General features: G+C 70.0%; 12 protein-coding genes and 1 tRNA gene. 10 read left to right on the top strand and 3 right to left on the bottom strand.

The window, feature by feature from the left end:
• The first annotated feature begins 39 nt into the window (after nucleotides 1-39).
• The 8 genes from trpC (at nucleotide 40) to pyk (ending at nucleotide 12235) form a co-directional block, all read left to right on the top strand.
• Nucleotides 40-822, top strand: a complete 783-nt coding sequence (gene trpC / locus H0487_RS06470) for an indole-3-glycerol phosphate synthase TrpC (RefSeq protein WP_183093410.1) — start codon at nucleotides 40-42, stop codon at nucleotides 820-822.
• A 65-nt stretch (nucleotides 823-887) separates the two neighbouring features.
• Nucleotides 888-2039, top strand: a complete 1152-nt coding sequence (gene trpB, locus H0487_RS06475; RefSeq protein WP_220793141.1) for a tryptophan synthase subunit beta — start codon at nucleotides 888-890, stop codon at nucleotides 2037-2039.
• Nucleotides 2036-2860 carry a tryptophan synthase subunit alpha gene (gene trpA / locus H0487_RS06480; RefSeq protein WP_183093412.1) on the top strand — a complete coding sequence of 275 codons (825 nt, stop codon included), beginning with the start codon at nucleotides 2036-2038 and terminating at the stop codon, nucleotides 2858-2860. Before trpB ends, trpA begins: the two co-directional genes overlap by 4 nt.
• A gap of 2 nt (nucleotides 2861-2862) precedes the next feature.
• Nucleotides 2863-3477, top strand: coding sequence for an SCO family protein (locus H0487_RS06485; RefSeq protein ID WP_183093413.1), 615 nt, complete (start codon nucleotides 2863-2865; stop codon nucleotides 3475-3477).
• Between the two features lie 41 nt (nucleotides 3478-3518).
• Nucleotides 3519-4499 (top strand): prolipoprotein diacylglyceryl transferase, encoded by a 981-nt coding sequence (lgt, locus tag H0487_RS06490; protein ID WP_183093414.1) that lies wholly within the window; start codon nucleotides 3519-3521, stop codon nucleotides 4497-4499.
• A 135-nt stretch (nucleotides 4500-4634) separates the two neighbouring features.
• Nucleotides 4635-9200 carry a glutamate synthase large subunit gene (gltB, locus tag H0487_RS06495; RefSeq protein WP_183093415.1) on the top strand — a complete coding sequence of 1522 codons (4566 nt, stop codon included), beginning with the start codon at nucleotides 4635-4637 and terminating at the stop codon, nucleotides 9198-9200.
• A gap of 62 nt (nucleotides 9201-9262) precedes the next feature.
• A complete protein-coding gene (locus tag H0487_RS06500) occupies nucleotides 9263-10732 on the top strand; it encodes a glutamate synthase subunit beta (RefSeq protein WP_183093416.1) in 1470 nt (489 codons plus the stop codon).
• Nucleotides 10733-10774: 42 nt separating this feature from the next.
• Nucleotides 10775-12235: a pyruvate kinase gene (pyk, locus tag H0487_RS06505; RefSeq protein ID WP_183093417.1), complete on the top strand. Its 1461-nt coding sequence runs from the start codon at nucleotides 10775-10777 to the stop codon at nucleotides 12233-12235.
• Nucleotides 12236-12346: 111 nt separating this feature from the next.
• Here pyk and H0487_RS06510 read toward each other — a convergent pair whose 3' ends face one another.
• The 3 genes from H0487_RS06510 to H0487_RS06520 all read right to left on the bottom strand — a co-directional run bounded on the left by H0487_RS06510 (nucleotide 12347) and on the right by H0487_RS06520 (nucleotide 13847).
• A complete protein-coding gene (locus H0487_RS06510) occupies nucleotides 12347-13114 on the bottom strand; it encodes a DUF427 domain-containing protein (protein ID WP_183093418.1) in 768 nt (255 codons plus the stop codon).
• Between the two features lie 17 nt (nucleotides 13115-13131).
• The gene (locus tag H0487_RS06515; protein WP_183093419.1) at nucleotides 13132-13731 is read right to left on the bottom strand and encodes a hypothetical protein; all 600 of its coding nucleotides are present in this window, start codon (nucleotides 13729-13731) and stop codon (nucleotides 13132-13134) included.
• Nucleotides 13732-13774: 43 nt separating this feature from the next.
• Nucleotides 13775-13847 (bottom strand) — tRNA-Leu (locus tag H0487_RS06520).
• A gap of 108 nt (nucleotides 13848-13955) precedes the next feature.
• On the opposite strand from H0487_RS06520, the gene H0487_RS06525 reads away from it, so the two are divergent.
• Together H0487_RS06525 and H0487_RS06530 are read left to right on the top strand one after the other, a co-directional pair.
• Nucleotides 13956-14558, top strand: a complete 603-nt coding sequence (locus H0487_RS06525) for an ANTAR domain-containing response regulator (protein ID WP_183093420.1) — start codon at nucleotides 13956-13958, stop codon at nucleotides 14556-14558.
• Nucleotides 14559-14731: 173 nt separating this feature from the next.
• Nucleotides 14732-15997, top strand: coding sequence for an ABC transporter substrate-binding protein (locus H0487_RS06530; protein WP_312855847.1), 1266 nt, complete (start codon nucleotides 14732-14734; stop codon nucleotides 15995-15997).
• The last annotated feature ends 39 nt before the right edge of the window (nucleotides 15998-16036 follow it).

The following is a 16036-nucleotide window of genomic DNA, read 5'->3' on the forward strand; positions in this document are numbered from 1 at the left end:
ATGCAATCAAGGCGGTTCCACAGGATTTACGGAGGGGAAATGTCGGTGCTGGACGACATCGTCGCCGGCGTCCGCGAGGACCTCGCCCGGCGGGAGGCCGCCGTGTCGCTGGCCGAGCTCCGTGCCCGGCTGGCCGACGTCGCCGCCCCGCTCGACCCGATGCCCCACTTCCGTGCGCCCGGCTCGAGCGTCATCGCCGAGGTCAAGCGCCGCAGTCCCAGCAAGGGCGACCTCGCCGACATCCCCGACCCGGCCGCGCTCGCGAGCGCCTACGCGGCGGGCGGTGCCGGTGCGATCAGCGTGCTGACCGAGGAGCGTCGCTTCGGCGGGAGCCTCGACGACCTGCGTGCGGTCCGCGCGGCGGTCGACGTGCCGGTCCTGCGCAAGGACTTCATCGTCGGCAGCTACCAGCTCCTCGAGGCCCGGGCGGCCGGAGCAGACCTGGTCCTGCTGATGGCCTCCGTCCTCGGTGACGACGACCTGCGCCGCCTCCACGAGGAGGCGCGTGAGCTCGGCCTCACCCCGCTGGTCGAGGTCCACGACGAGGTCGAGACCGAGCGCGTCGTCGCGATCGGTGCCGAGCTCGTCGGCGTCAACGCACGCAACCTCAAGACCCTCGAGGTCGACAACGACACGTTCGGCCGGCTGGCGCCGCTCGTCCCGGCCGACCGGGTGCTCGTCGCCGAGTCCGGCATCAGCGGACCGACCGACGTCAAGCGGTTCGTGGCCGAGGGTGCGCGGGTCGTGCTCGTCGGCGAGGCACTGGTGAAGGACGGTGCGCCGCGCGAGGCGGTCGCCGCGATGACAGGGGTAGAGGCGTGAGTCAGGGGTACGACGCCGACGAGCACGGGTGGTACGGCGGCGCCGGCGGCTTCGGCGGCCGCTTCATGCCGGAGGCGCTCATCGCTGCGCTCGACGAGCTCGAGGTCGCCTGGCAGAAGGCCATGCTCGACCCGACGTTCCTGCACGAGTTCGAGTCGCTGCTCCAGAACTACGCGGGCGTGCCGAGCATGCTCTACGAGGCACACCGGCTCAGTGACCACGTCGGGGCGCGGATCCTCCTCAAGCGCGAGGACCTCAACCACACCGGCGCCCACAAGATCCGCAACGTCCTCGGCCAGGCCCTGCTCACCAAGCGGATGGGCAAGACACGGGTCATCGCCGAGACCGGCGCCGGCCAGCACGGTGTCGCCTCCGCGACCGCGGCGGCCTACCTCGGTCTCGACTGCACCGTCTACATGGGCGAGGTCGACACGGAGCGCCAGGCGCTCAACGTCGCCCGCATGCAGCTGCTCGGCGCCGAGGTGATCCCGGTCCGGAGCGGTTCGCGGACCCTCAAGGACGCCATCAACGAGGCCTTGCGCGACTGGGTCGCGAGCGTCGACCACACCGCCTACCTGTTCGGCACGGCCGCCGGACCGCACCCGTTCCCGAGCCTGGTGCTCAGCTTCGTGCGCGGCATCGGTGACGAGGCGCGCCGGCAGTGTCTCGACCTCGACGGCCGGCTGCCCGACGCGATCGCGGCGTGCGTCGGCGGCGGGTCCAACGCGATCGGCCTGTTCGCGGGCTTCCTCGACGACCCCGAGGTGGCCATCTACGGCTTCGAGGCCGGCGGCGACGGCGTCGAGACCGGCCGCCACGCCTCGACGATCCACGCGGGCAGCGTCGGGGTCCTCCACGGTGCGCGCACCTACGTCCTCCAGGACGAGGACGGTCAGACGGTCGAGTCCCACTCGATCTCGGCCGGCCTCGACTACCCGGGTGTCGGTCCGCAGCACGCGGCCCTCGCGGCGAGCGGGCGGGCGTCGTACCTCCCGGTGACCGACGCCGAGGCGATGGACGCGATGGCGCTGCTGGCCCGGACCGAGGGGATCATTCCCGCGATCGAGTCGGCCCACGCCATCGCCGGAGTGGTCAAGGTCGCCCAGGAGCGGCAGGGCGAGACGATCTTGATCAACCTGTCCGGCCGCGGCGACAAGGACATGGGCACCGCCCTCGAGTACTTCGGCCTGGGGACGGCGACGGGGGAGAAGCAGTGAGCACCAGCGTCAACGGTGTCGGGATCGCCTACGAGAAGGCGCGCGCCGACGGCCGCGCGGCGCTGGTCGGCTACCTGCCGGCCGGCTTCCCGACCGTCGAGGGCGGCATCGACGCCCTCAAGGCGATGGTCGACGCGGGCTGCGACGTCATCGAGATCGGTCTGCCCTACAGCGACCCGGTCATGGACGGTCCGACGATCCAGGCCGCTGCGCAGCAGGCGCTCGACGGCGGGATCCGCACCACCGACGTGCTCCGCACCGTCGAGGCGGTGGCGGCCACCGGTACGCCGACGCTGATCATGACCTACTGGAACCCGGTCGAGCGCTTCGGTGTCGATCGCTTCGCGCAGGCCCTGTACGACGCCGGCGGCGCCGGCCTCATCACGCCCGACCTCACGCCCGACTTCGCGCCGGAGTGGGTCGAGGCCGCCGACGCCCGGGGCCTCGACAAGGTGTTCCTGGTGGCGCCCTCGTCGACCGACGAGCGGATCGCGATGACCACCGCGGCGTGCCGCGGGTTCGTCTACGCCACCGCCGTCATGGGCGTCACCGGCGCCCGGGCCGCGACGAGCGACCTGGCCGGGCCGTTGGTCGCCCGCACCAAGCGGGCGATCGAGTCCAGTGCACCGGGTCTCCCGGTGGGTGTCGGCATCGGGGTCAGCAACGGCGCCCAGGCCGCCGAGGTCGCGTCCTACGCCGATGGCGTCATCGTCGGGTCGGCCTTCGTGCGGGCCCTGCTCGACCACCCCGGCGACCTGCCGGCCGGCCGGCGGGCGCTGACCGCGCTGACCGAGGACCTCGCCCAAGGCGTACGAGCCTGACCGTGCGGCGCACCACGACCCCCGTCCTGACCGTCGGCGCAGCCCTCGCCGGCCTCGCCTGCGTCCTGGCTGCCTGCAGCGGGCCGGACCCGGAGACGTTCACCGGCGCCCGGCTCGACCAGCCCTATACCGCCCCGACGGTGGTGCTGACCGACACCGACGGGGAGCCGTACTCCCTGGCAGAGGACACCGACAAGCCGCTGACGATCGTGTTCTTCGGCTACACCCACTGCCCGGACCTGTGCCCCTTGGTCATGAACAACATCGCCGCGGGCCTCAACCGGCTCGACGACGAGGACCGCGACGACGTCGACATGGTCTTCGTGACCACCGACCCGGAGCGCGACGACGAGGCTGCGCTGCGCGACTACCTCGACGGCTACGGCGAGGACTTCATCGGCCTGACCGGCGACCTCGACGACATCGTCGCGGCGGGCGACCCGCTGCACCTCTACGTGAACGACGGCGAGATGCTGCCGACGGGTGGCTACGATCTCGGCGGGCACTCGACGTTCGTGCTCGGCATCGACGACAACGACGAGGCCGTGGTCGTCTGGAACCAGGAGACCTCGGCCGCCGAGTACGCGACCGACATCCACCTGCTGCTGACGGAATGACCCACCGGAACGAACTGCCGGAACGACTGAGGGACTGACACGTGCTTCCTGACCTGATCCTCACGATCCCGAGCCCGTCCGACGGGGTCTGGAACATCGGCCCGGTGCCGCTGCGGGGTTATGCCCTCTGCATCATCCTCGGCATCGTCGCCGCGATCTGGATCGGCGAGCGTCGGTGGGTCGCGAAGGGCGGACAGCCCGGCGACGTCCAGGACATCGCGATCTGGGCGGTGCCGTTCGGCATCGTCGGCGCCCGGCTCTACCACGTCGCCACCGACTGGGAGCGCTACTTCGGTGACGGGGAGAACCCCGTGACGGCGCTGTACGTGTGGCGCGGCGGGCTCGGCATCTGGGGCGGCGTGGCCCTCGGCGCCGTCGGTGCCTACCTGGGTTGCCGGTCCAAGGGCATCAAGTTCCTGCCGCTCGCCGATGCGCTCGCCCCCGGTGTCCTCGTCGCCCAGGCGATCGGCCGGTGGGGCAACTGGTTCAACCAGGAGCTCTACGGGCGCCCGACCGACCTGCCCTGGGGCCTGGAGATCGACCGCAGCCACTGGCCCTCCAGCTGTGACTACCCCGAGGGCTCCGGCACCTGCATCTTCGAGACCGGTACGACGTTCCACCCGACGTTCCTCTACGAGTGCCTCTGGAACCTCGCGGCGTTCGCCGTCGTGATCTGGCTCGAGCGCCGGTACCGCCTCGGCTACGGCCGGGTCATGGCGGTGTACGTGATGGCCTACACGCTGGGCCGCGGCTGGATCGAGTACCTGCGCATCGACGACGTCCAGCTCGAGAACGTCCTGGGCCTGCGCTTCAACGTGTGGACCTCGATCGTGCTCTTCATCGCGGCAGCGATCTACTTCGTCATCAGCTCGCGACGGCACCCCGGGCAGGAGGAGAGCGTCTACCGCGTCGCCCCTGTCGCGGAGGACCCGACTCCTGAGGCCGGTGGTGCTGGTGAGGCGTCCGTCGAGCCTGAGGATGAGGCGCAGGACACGCCTGCAGAGGTGTCCAAGGAGGACTGACGAGTGACGTCGGTCCTTCACACGGTGGTAACCTGACGCTTCCGCCGCGTGGGCCAGTGACGTCCCTTGCGCCCCACCTTCTGGGGACCCTGCTCCGTGCAGGAAGCCTCAGACGTAGCCGACGGGAGAACTCTGGTGCCCTACTCGCACGCGTTCCCGCCGCCCGAGGGTCTCTACGACCCGCGCCACGAGAAGGACGCCTGTGGCGTCGCCTTCGTCGCGACCATGACCGGAGAGGCCAGCCACGACATCGTCGTGAAGGCCCTCACCGCGCTGCGCAACCTCGACCACCGCGGTGCGGCCGGCGCCGAGGTCAACTCGGGTGACGGTGCCGGCATCCTCCTTCAGGTCCCGGACGCCTTCCTCCGCGAGGTCACCCGCGACGCCGGGTTCGAGCTCCCCGAGCGCTCCTGCTACGCCGTCGGCACCGCGTTCCTGCCCGGCGACGAGGAGAACGTCGCCAAGACCCGTCAGCGGATCGAGGAGATCGCCGCCGAGGAGGGCCTGACCGTCGTCGGCTGGCGTGAGGTCCCCGTCAACCCCGACATCCTCGGCACCATGGCCGCGAGCGTCATGCCGACGTTCTCCCAGGTCTTCGTCCAGGGCGCCGGTCAGCGGCTCACCGGCATGGCCCTCGAGCGTCGCGCGTTCTGCCTGCGCAAGCGCGCGGAGCGGGAGACCGAGGTCTACTTCCCGTCGCTGTCGTCGCGCACCCTCATCTACAAGGGCATGCTGACGACCGACCAGCTCGGCGACTTCTTCCCCGACCTGGTCGACGAGCGGGTCGCGTCCGCGCTCGCCGTCGTCCACTCGCGGTTCTCGACCAACACCTTCCCGAGCTGGCCGCTGTCGCACCCGTTCCGCTTCATCGCGCACAACGGCGAGATCAACACCGTCATGGGCAACCGCAACTGGATGCGGGCGCGTGAGGCGCTGCTCCAGAGCGACGTCATCCCCGGTGACCTCGACCGGCTCTACCCGATCTGCACCGCGGAGGCGTCGGACTCGGCGTCGTTCGACGAGGTCCTCGAGCTGCTCCACATGGGTGGCCGCAGCCTGCCCCACTCGGTGCTGATGATGATCCCCGAGGCGTGGGAGAACCACGCCGAGATGGACGAGAGGCGGCGCGACTTCTACCGCTTCCACTCCGCGCTCATGGAGCCGTGGGACGGCCCGGCGTGTGTCGTGTTCACCGACGGCTCGCAGATCGGTGCCGTCCTCGACCGCAACGGCCTGCGTCCGTCGCGCTTCTGGGTGACCGACGACGGTCTCGTCGTCCTGGCCTCCGAGGTCGGCGTGCTCGACCTCGACCCCGCCACGGTCGTGCGCAAGGGCCGGCTCCAGCCCGGCAAGATGTTCCTCGTCGACACCGACGAGCACAGGATCATCGAGGACGAGGAGATCAAGGCCGAGCTCGCCGCGGAACACCCGTACGGCGAGTGGCTGCACGCCGGCCTGATCCAGCTCGACGACATCCCGGACCGCGAGCACATCGTGCACACGCACGCGTCGGTCACCCGCCGCCAGCAGGTCTTCGGCTACACCGAGGAGGAGCTCCGCATCCTCCTCACGCCGATGGCCAACACCGGTGGCGAGGCCCTCGGCTCGATGGGCACCGACACGCCCATCGCGGCGCTCAGCGACAAGCCGCGGCTGCTCTTCGACTACTTCAGCCAGCTGTTCGCGCAGGTCACCAACCCGCCGTTGGACGCGATCCGCGAGGAGCTCGTCACCAGCCTGAACGGCACGATCGGCCCCGAGGCCAACCTGCTCGAGCCGTCGCCCGCGTCGTGCCGCCAGGTCGTGCTGCCCTTCCCGGTCATCTCCAACGACGACCTGGCGAAGATCCGTCACATCAACCGTGACGGCGACATGCCCGGCTTCATCACCCACGTCTCGCGCGGCCTCTACGCCGTCGACGGCGGGGGAGCGGCCATGGCCCAGCGGATCGAGGAGATCTGCCGGGAGGTCAGCACGGCGATCGCCGACGGGGCGCGGATCATCGTGCTCTCCGACCGTCACTCGACCGCCGACCTGGCGCCGATCCCGTCCCTGCTGCTGACCGGTGCGGTCCACCACCACCTGGTGCGGGAGAAGACCCGGACCCAGGTCGGCCTCCTCATCGAGGCCGGCGACGTCCGCGAGGTGCACCACGTGGCGCTCCTCGTCGGCTACGGTGCGGCCGCGGTCAACCCCTACCTGGCCATGGAGTCCGTCGAGGACCTCGCGCGCGAGGGCTACTACGTCAAGACCGACCCCGAGAAGGCCGTCGAGAACCTCGTCAAGGCGCTCGGCAAGGGCGTTCTGAAGGTCATGTCCAAGATCGGCGTCAGCACCGTGGCGTCCTACACGGGTGCCCAGATCTTCGAGTGCGTCGGTCTCTCGCAGGCGGTCGTGGACAAGTACTTCACCGGCACGACGTCCAAGCTCGGCGGCATCGAGCTCGAGACCATCGCCGAGGAGGTCGCCAAGCGGCACGCCACGGCGTACCCCCGGGGCGGCATCTCGCCGGCCCACCGCGAGCTCGAGATCGGCGGCGAGTACCAGTGGCGCCGCGAGGGCGAGCCGCACCTCTTCAACCCGGAGACGGTGTTCCGCCTCCAGCACGCCACCCGCACGGGTCGCTACGACATCTTCAAGCAGTACACGCAGGCCGTCGACGACCAGTCCGAGAAGCTGATGACCCTCCGCGGGCTCTTCAAGTTCAAGGACGCGGCGGACTTCGGCCGGGCGCCGATCTCCATCGACGAGGTCGAGTCGGTCTCCGAGATCGTCAAGCGGTTCTCGACCGGTGCGATGTCCTACGGCTCCATCTCCAAGGAGGCGCACGAGACCCTCGCGATCGCCATGAACCGGCTGGGCGCCAAGTCCAACACCGGTGAGGGCGGCGAGGACCCCGACCGTCTCTACGACCCCGAGCGCCGCAGCTCGATCAAGCAGGTCGCGTCGGGTCGCTTCGGTGTCACCTCGGAGTACCTCACCAACGCCGACGACATCCAGATCAAGATGGCGCAGGGCGCGAAGCCCGGCGAGGGCGGCCAGCTGCCCGGCAACAAGGTCTACCCGTGGGTGGCCAAGACCCGGCACAGCACGCCCGGCGTGGGGCTCATCAGCCCACCGCCGCACCACGACATCTACTCGATCGAGGACCTGGCTCAGCTGATCCACGACCTCAAGAACGCCAACCCGGCGGCTCGCGTCCACGTGAAGCTGGTCTCCGAGGTCGGCGTCGGCACGGTCGCGGCCGGTGTCTCCAAGGCGCACGCCGACGTGGTCCTCATCTCGGGTCACGACGGTGGCACGGGCGCGTCCCCGCTGACGTCGCTCAAGCACGCCGGCGGTCCCTGGGAGCTCGGCCTCGCCGAGACCCAGCAGACGCTGCTGCTCAACGGCCTGCGCGACCGGATCGTCGTCCAGACCGACGGCCAGCTCAAGACCGGTCGCGACGTCGTCGTGGCCGCGCTCCTGGGCGCGGAGGAGTTCGGCTTCGCCACCGCTCCGCTGGTGGTCTCGGGCTGCATCCTGATGCGCGTGTGCCACCTCGACACCTGCCCCGTGGGCGTCGCGACGCAGAACCCCGTGCTCCGCTCGCGCTACTCCGGCAAGGCCGAGTACGTCGTGAACTTCTTCGAGTTCATCGCCGAGGAGGTCCGCGAGCTGCTGGCCTCCCTGGGCTTCCGCTCGATCGACGAGGCCGTCGGCCAGGTGCAGGCGCTCGACACGGTCGACGCCGAGCAGCACTGGAAGGCATCGGGCCTCGACCTGGCTCCGATCCTGCACCGGGTCCGGGTGGAGGACACCCACTTCCCGGAGCAGGCGGTCCGCAACACCGGCGGTCAGGACCACGGCCTGGAGAAGTCGCTCGACGTCACCGAGCTGGTCCCGGCGGCGGCCGCGGCGCTCGAGTCCGGCGACCCGGTCCGCGGCCAGTTCGCGATCCGCAACGTCCACCGCACGGTCGGCACGATCCTCGGCCATGAGGTCACCAAGAAGTACGGCGGCGCGGGCCTGCCCGACGGCACCATCGACCTCACCTTCGTGGGCTCGGCGGGCCAGTCGTTCGGTGCGTTCGTGCCCTCGGGCATCACGCTGCGCCTCGAGGGTGACGCCAACGACTACGTCGGCAAGGGCCTCTCCGGTGGCCGGATCGCGATCCGGCCCGACCGGGCGGCGTCGTTCAAGGCCGACGAGCACATCATCGCCGGCAACACGATCGCCTACGGCGCCACCTCGGGTCAGATCTTCATCCGCGGCGGTGTGGGCGAGCGCTGCTGCGTGCGCAACTCGGGCGCGAGCATCGTCAACGAGGGCGTCGGCGACCACGGCTGCGAGTACATGACGGGCGGCCGCGTGGTCGTCCTCGGCAAGACCGGCCGCAACTTCGCAGCAGGCATGTCGGGCGGTATCGCCTGGGTGCTCGACCTCAAGGAGCACCGGGTGAACCCCGAGCTCGTGGACCTGCGACCCGTCAGCGACGAGTTCGGCGGTGAGCTCGCGGAGCTCGTGCGCCAGCACTTCGAGGAGACCGGGTCCGAGGTCGCCGAGGCGCTGCTGGCCGACTGGGAGGCCGCGCTGCCGCGGTTCACCGAGGTCATGCCGCGCGACTACGCGAAGGTCCTGGCGGTCCAGGCCGAGGCGGAGGCCGAGGGCCTCGACGCCGACCAGGCCGCCAACAAGGTGATGGAGGTCCTCTATGGATGACGGCGTGTGCAACCGTTTTTCTTCCAGCACGGGCCGTCAGGCCATCGAGAATGGGGCACAGAATGGCTGACCCACGTGGATTCCTGAAGGCGACCCGCGAGGTCGCGGAGCGTCGCCCGGTCGACGAGCGCGTCCAGGACTGGAACGAGGTCTACCCCGGTGGACCGGGCCGTGCCCTGCTGCCGATCATCGTCGAGCAGGCCGGACGCTGCATGGACTGCGGCATCCCGTTCTGCCACCAGGGCTGCCCGCTCGGCAACATCATCCCCGAGTGGAACGACCTGGTCTGGCGTGACGACTGGCAGGCTGCGATCGAGCGCCTGCACGCGACCAACAACTTCCCGGAGTTCACCGGTCGCCTCTGCCCGGCTCCGTGCGAGACGGCGTGCGTGCTCGGCATCAACCAGCCGGCCGTGACCATCAAGAACGTCGAGGTCTCGATCATCGACAAGGCCTGGGACTCCGGCTACGTGACGCCCCAGCCGCCCGAGTGGCTGTCGGGCAAGACCGTCGCCGTCGTCGGCTCGGGTCCCGCGGGCCTCGCGGTCGCCCAGCAGCTGACCCGCGCCGGCCACACGGTCGCGGTCTACGAGCGCGAGGACAAGCCGGGCGGCCTGCTCCGCTACGGCATCCCCGAGTTCAAGATGGAGAAGCAGCAGGTCGACCGCCGGATCGACCAGATGAAGCGCGAGGGCACCGTCTTCCGCTCCGGCGTCGAGGTCGGCGCCGGCGACCTGACCGGAGCCGCGCTCAAGGACCGCTACGACGCCGTCGTGCTCGCGATCGGGGCGACCGTCCCGCGCGACCTGCCGGTGCCGGGCCGTGAGCTGGGCGGCATCCACCAGGCGATGGAGTTCCTCCCGCAGGCCAACCGGGTCGCGCTCGGCGAGACCGTCGAGGGCCAGATCCGCGCCGACGGCAAGCACGTCGTCATCATCGGCGGCGGCGACACGGGTGCCGACTGCCTCGGCACGTCGACCCGTCAGGGCGCCGCGTCCATCACGCAGCTCGAGATCATGCCGGAGCCCCCCGAGGGTCGCCCCGCAGGGCAGCCGTGGCCGACGTACCCGATGATCTTCCGCGTCTCCTCGGCCCACGAGGAGGGCGGCGACCGGGTCTACTCGGTGTCCACCAAGCAGTTCCTCGGCGACGCCGACGGCAACGTGCGGGCGCTGGAGCTGGTCGACGTGCGGTTCGAGGACGGCAAGCTCGTCGAGATCGAGGGCACCGAGCGCGAGATCCCGGCCGACCTGGTCCTGTTCGCGATGGGCTTCCTCGGTCCCGAGGGCCCGGGCCTCGTCGAGCAGCTCGGCGTCGAGCTCGACCCGCGCAGCAACGTGGTCCGCGACAAGTCCTACATGTCGTCGGTCCCGGGTGTGTTCGTGGCCGGCGACGCCGGTCGCGGCCAGTCGCTCATCGTGTGGGCCATCGCTGAGGGACGTGCCGCCGCTGCTGCGGTCGACGCCTACCTCACCGGCTCCACGACGCTGCCCGCGCCGATCCCGCCGACGGCTCGCCCCCTCGTCGTCTGATCCTGCTCTCTTAACGTTCCAAAGGACCGATAGGGTTCTCCCGTGCGGAGAGCCAAGATCGTGTGCACCCTGGGCCCGGCCACCAACACCGAGCGCCGGATCCGGGAGCTGGTCTATGCAGGGATGGACGTCGCCCGGCTCAACATGAGCCACGGCGCCCACGCCGACCACGCCGAGGTCTACCGCCTGGTGCGGGAGGCCTCGGACGCGAGCGGTCGCGGCGTCGCGATCCTGGCCGACCTCCAGGGCCCCAAGATCCGCCTCGAGCGGTTCGCGGACGGCCCGGTCAAGCTGCGCCGGAGCCAGCGGTGGACGATCACCACGCGCGACGTCCTCGGCGACGAGACGATCTGCGGGACGACGTACAAGGGGCTGCCTGGTGACGTGAAGCCCGGCGACCCGCTGCTCATCGACGACGGCAAGATCCGGTTGCGGGTGGTCTCGGCGACCGACACCGACGTCGAGACCGAGGTGCTCGTCGGCGGCCAGGTCAGCAACAACAAGGGCATCAACCTGCCGGGCGTCGCCGTGTCCGTGCCGGCGCTCTCGGACAAGGACACCCAGGACCTGCGCTTCGCGCTGCGGCTCGGGGTCGACTACATCGCGCTGAGCTTCGTCCGCAACGCCTCCGACGCGGAGGACGTCCGCGTGATCATGCGCGAGGAGGGAGTCCTGCTCCCGATCATCGCCAAGATCGAGAAGCCGCAGGCCATCGACAACCTCGACGAGGTCGTCAAGGCGTTCGACGGCTTCATGGTGGCGCGCGGCGACCTCGGCGTGGAGTGCCCGCTCGAGGAGGTGCCGTTCCTCCAGAAGAAGGTCATCGTCGCGGCTCGCCGCAACGCCAAGCCGGTCATCGTCGCGACCCAGATGCTCGAGTCGATGGTCACCAACCCGGCGCCGACCCGCGCCGAGGCGAGCGACGTCGCCAACGCCGTCCTCGACGGCGCCGACGCGCTCATGCTGTCCGGCGAGACCAGTGTGGGGGAGCACCCCATCCACACCGTCGAGACGATGGCGCGGATCATCTCGGCCACCGAGGACCACGCGCTCAGCGACGACACGTTCAGCCGCTTCGGCCGCATCGACTGGGACCCGCACACACGCTCCGGCATCATCACCAAGGCGGCCGAAGAGGTCGCGCAGCGGGTCGGCGCCAAGTACGTCGTCGCGTTCACGCAGTCAGGGGACTCGGCGCGGCGTCTGGCTCGGCTCCGCAGCAGCATCCCGGTCCTGGCGTTCACCCCGGAGGCCCGGGCCCGGTCCCAGCTGTCGATGCAGTGGGGCGTCGAGGCGTTCCAGACCAAGACCGTCGAGCACACCGACGAGATGGTCCGCCAGGTCGACGAGGAGCTGCTGCGCATCGGCCGCGTCCACGAGGGCGACCTCGTCGTGATCGTCGCCGGCAGCCCGCCCGGCATCCCCGGCTCGACCAACGCCCTGCGCATCCACCGGATGGGCGACGCCATCAATGAGGTCGCCCCCGCCTACCGCCGCCGCTGAGGAACGCCCGCGACGCGCATTGGCTGTGTTGTCATCGGTCGACGGCCCGCTTCGCTGTGAGGCCGCCTCCCTCCTCCGCCTGGCCACTGCGCGCCGCGGACGTCCCTCAGGTCACTCGACGGGGCGGTTGCCCCGCTTGCTGAAGATCGACTCCGGCCGCGCCTGCGGGACGCCGTCGACGGTGAGGTCGACGAGCTCGTTGTAGAAAGCGATCCGGCCGGTGATCGGCGCGACGGCGCGGACCGGGTCGGCATAGGACCAGGCGACGTTGTCCGCGTCACGCACCCCGGGCAGGCTCCAGTACTCCTCGGCATGTCCTTTGTAGGGACAGTCGCTCCGGTTGCCGCTCGGTTCCAGGAGGTCGAGCCGGACGTCCTCGCGGGGGAGGTAGTAGCGCGTCGGAAGGTGCGTCTCGAACAGGAGTACCGGGGAACGGCTGTCGGCGACCACCGTCCCGCCGATCGCGACCTGGACATGGCGGGAGCTCGGCATCGCGTCGACCCGCTTGTAGGGGTCGCGCGGGTGCGCGAACACCTCCTCGTCCTCCTCGAGCCACCGGTCGAGGACGCCGGGCTGCCAGGTGAGCACGATCCGGTCGCTGATCGCCGGATCGTCGCGCACCCAGGCCGCACCCTCGAGCACGCGGTCGCCGACCACCACGTCGTACGACTCGCTCACCGGTCCCTTCGGGCCGAAGAACGGAACGTGCGAGCGGGCGTCGGACGGTCGGAGGAGGTCGGTCCGGACGTCGTCTCGTGGGAACGCGTAGCCGGGCACCGGGAACCGGTCCTCCCAGAACAACAGGGCGTCCTTGCTGTCGACGACGACCTCGTCGCCGACGTAGCCCCTGACCCACCTGTCCGACGGTTCTGTGCGCATCTCACGCACGGTAGTCCTCAGCCCGTCCACGCGGTGGTCTCGGCGACGACCTCATCCGAGCACTTCCCGTCGGGGAGCACCAGCACGAGCTGCTCCCACCCGTACAGCCGCGGTCCGGCGGGGGTGTCCGCGCTGATGGTGACGCCACGGACGTGGGCGGGACGGTCCGGTTCCGTCAGCCGCACGGCGACGAGGACCGCCTGCTTCCCGTCGTCGGGGTGCAGGGTCAGCCCGGTGAGCGTCCGCCTGCTGTTCCAGTCGGTGAGCCCCTCGATGAAGCTCGTGCTCGCTCCCGGGGGATAGTCCGCGACCACTCCCTGCAGGTCGTCGGGCCCCCGGTAGGGAGCGACGACGTCCTCGACGACCTCGAGGTTGACCGCGTCGTCGAGCGACACGGTGAGCAGCCGGGTCCGGGCGTCGACCGTCAGCGAGCCCGGCTGCATGATCACCGCACCCGTCGGGTCCGCCACCACGCACTGCGCCAGCACGCCCTCGCCCGAGGTGTCGTCGACGCCGGTGACGGTGTCGCCCTCGTCGTCGGACTCCTGGAACGCGCTGCACCCGGCCGCGAGCACCACCAGCGCCACGACTCCGGCCACACGTCGGCGCTGTCGCACACGCCCAATCTACGACGGGCTCCCGACAACACCACTGCGGTTGTGCCCCGGGTGGGATTCGAACCCACACTGGATGGTGTTTGAGACCATTGTCTCTGCCGTTGGACTACCGGGGCGAACGCAGGGAAACCGTAACGGACCCAGCATCGTCGGACCGCAGGGAGGTCCGCGCTGCGGCGCCCCGCGACATCCGCCCGTAATGGCGGTCCCGATAACCTTCCCTTGTGACCGAGACGCCCGCGCCCCGCACCGTCGTCATCGCTGAGGACGAGACCCTGATCCGGATGGACCTCGCCGAGATGCTGGCCGAGGAGGGGTACGACGTCGTCGGCCAGGCCGGCGACGGCGCGAAGGCCATCGAGCTCGCCGAGGAGCTGCGCCCGGACCTGGTGATCCTCGACGTCAAGATGCCCGTCCTCGACGGCATCGCCGCGGCGGAGGCCATCGCCGGGAAGCGGATCGCTCCGGTGGTCATGCTCACCGCGTTCTCGCAGCGCGACCTCGTGGAGCGTGCCCGCGACGCCGGGGCGATGTCGTACCTCGTCAAGCCGTTCACCCAGTCCGAGCTGGTCCCAGCGATCGAGATGGCGGTGAGTCGGTTCGCCGAGATCCGCCAGCTCGAGGCCGAGGTCGAGGACCTCCAGGACCGGCTCGAGACGCGCAAGGCCATCGACCGGGCGAAGGGAATCCTCATGGAGCAGCTCCAGCTGACCGAGCCCGAGGCGTTCCGCTGGATCCAGAAGACAGCCATGGACCTTCGGCTGTCGATGAAGGACGTAGCGGTCGGCGTGGTCGAGCACGGCACGGGAATCGCCGGTCCGGGCTGACCGCCGAAGGTCACGAATCAGCAACGACGCGGAGGATCCTTCGTATCGGCGCTCACAACACCCTCGTTCGGCGTTAGGTTGCACCTGCAGTTTTGATTCCGGACGCTGTCCGGAGTTCCTAGCGAGCCGGAGGTCTCATGATCCGCCAAACACCCGCCCGCCGCGTTGCGGCGGTGCTTGCAGCATCCGTTCTCGTCCTCAGTGCCTGTGGTGACGACGGTGACGACAAGGACGACACGGACAACGCGGGCGGCAGCGACACGTCGCCCTCCGCCGAGCCCAAGGGCGACGGCACCCTGACCTTCGGCACCTTGCTGCCGGCGACCGGTGACCTCGCGTTCCTCGGGCCCCCCGAGTTCGCGGGCGTCACGCTGGCGGTCCAGGACATCAACGAGGCCGGAGGCGTCCTCGGCAAGGACGTCGTCGAGGTCAAGGGTGACTCCGGCGACGGCACTCCCGACATCGCCGGCGCGCAGGTGGACAAGCTGCTCGCCGCCAGCTCCGACGTCATCGTCGGCGCGGCTTCTTCCGGTGTCTCGATCACGGTCATCGACAAGATCACCGGTGCGGGTGCGGTCCAGTTCTCGCCGGCCAACACGGCGGCAGGCTTCGACACCGACGAGATCGACCCGAACCGTCTGTACTTCCGTACCGCACCGTCCGACTATCTCCAGGGCGAGGTCCTCGCCAACGAGGTCATCAAGGACGGCTTCGACAACGTCGCGATCATGGGGCGCCAGGACTTCTACGGCGAGGGCCTCGCCGAGCGCACCCGCGACGTGCTCGAGGAGAAGGGCGCCACCGTCGGGGAGTTCATCCTCTACAACAAGGACGCGACCGGCTTCACCGCCGAGATCAACAAGCTGGCCGCCGCTGAGCCGGAGGCCATCGTCCTGGTGTCGTTCGCGGAGACCACCACGATCATCCCGCAGCTGATCGCCAAGGGCCTCGGCCCGCAGGACGTGCAGCTGTACTTCGTGGACGGCAACCTGTCCAACTACCCGGACGAGGACTTCGACCTCACCGGTGTGAAGGGCACGGCGCCGACCTCGGCGACGCCGGACGCGGAGTTCGAGGCTCGCCTGTTCGAGACCCCGCCGATGGGTCCGGACGACGCGGTTCTCTACGGCCCGGAGAGCTACGACGCCGTCATCATGAGCGCGCTCGCTGCCATTGCGGCCGGCGACGACTCGGGTGAGGCGATCGGTGCCAACATCGTCGACATCAGCCGTGAGGGCACCAAGTGCACCACCTTCGCGGACTGCAAGGCCTTGCTCGAGGAGGGCGAGGACATCGACTACGACGGCAAGAGCGGTCCGGCTGACATGACCGACACCGGCAGCCTGGCGGCCGGCACGTACGGCGTGTACGAGTACGGCGACGGCAACGCCTACGAGCAGATCGACACCGTCTCCGGCGTCGTTCCGCAGGGCGAGTGATCGAGCAGTAGCAGCAAGACGGAAGGGCCCGGCTTCGGC

Source organism: Nocardioides stalactiti (genome assembly GCF_014180715.1).
In the GTDB taxonomy this organism is placed as follows: Bacteria; Actinomycetota; Actinomycetes; order Propionibacteriales; family Nocardioidaceae; genus Nocardioides; species Nocardioides stalactiti.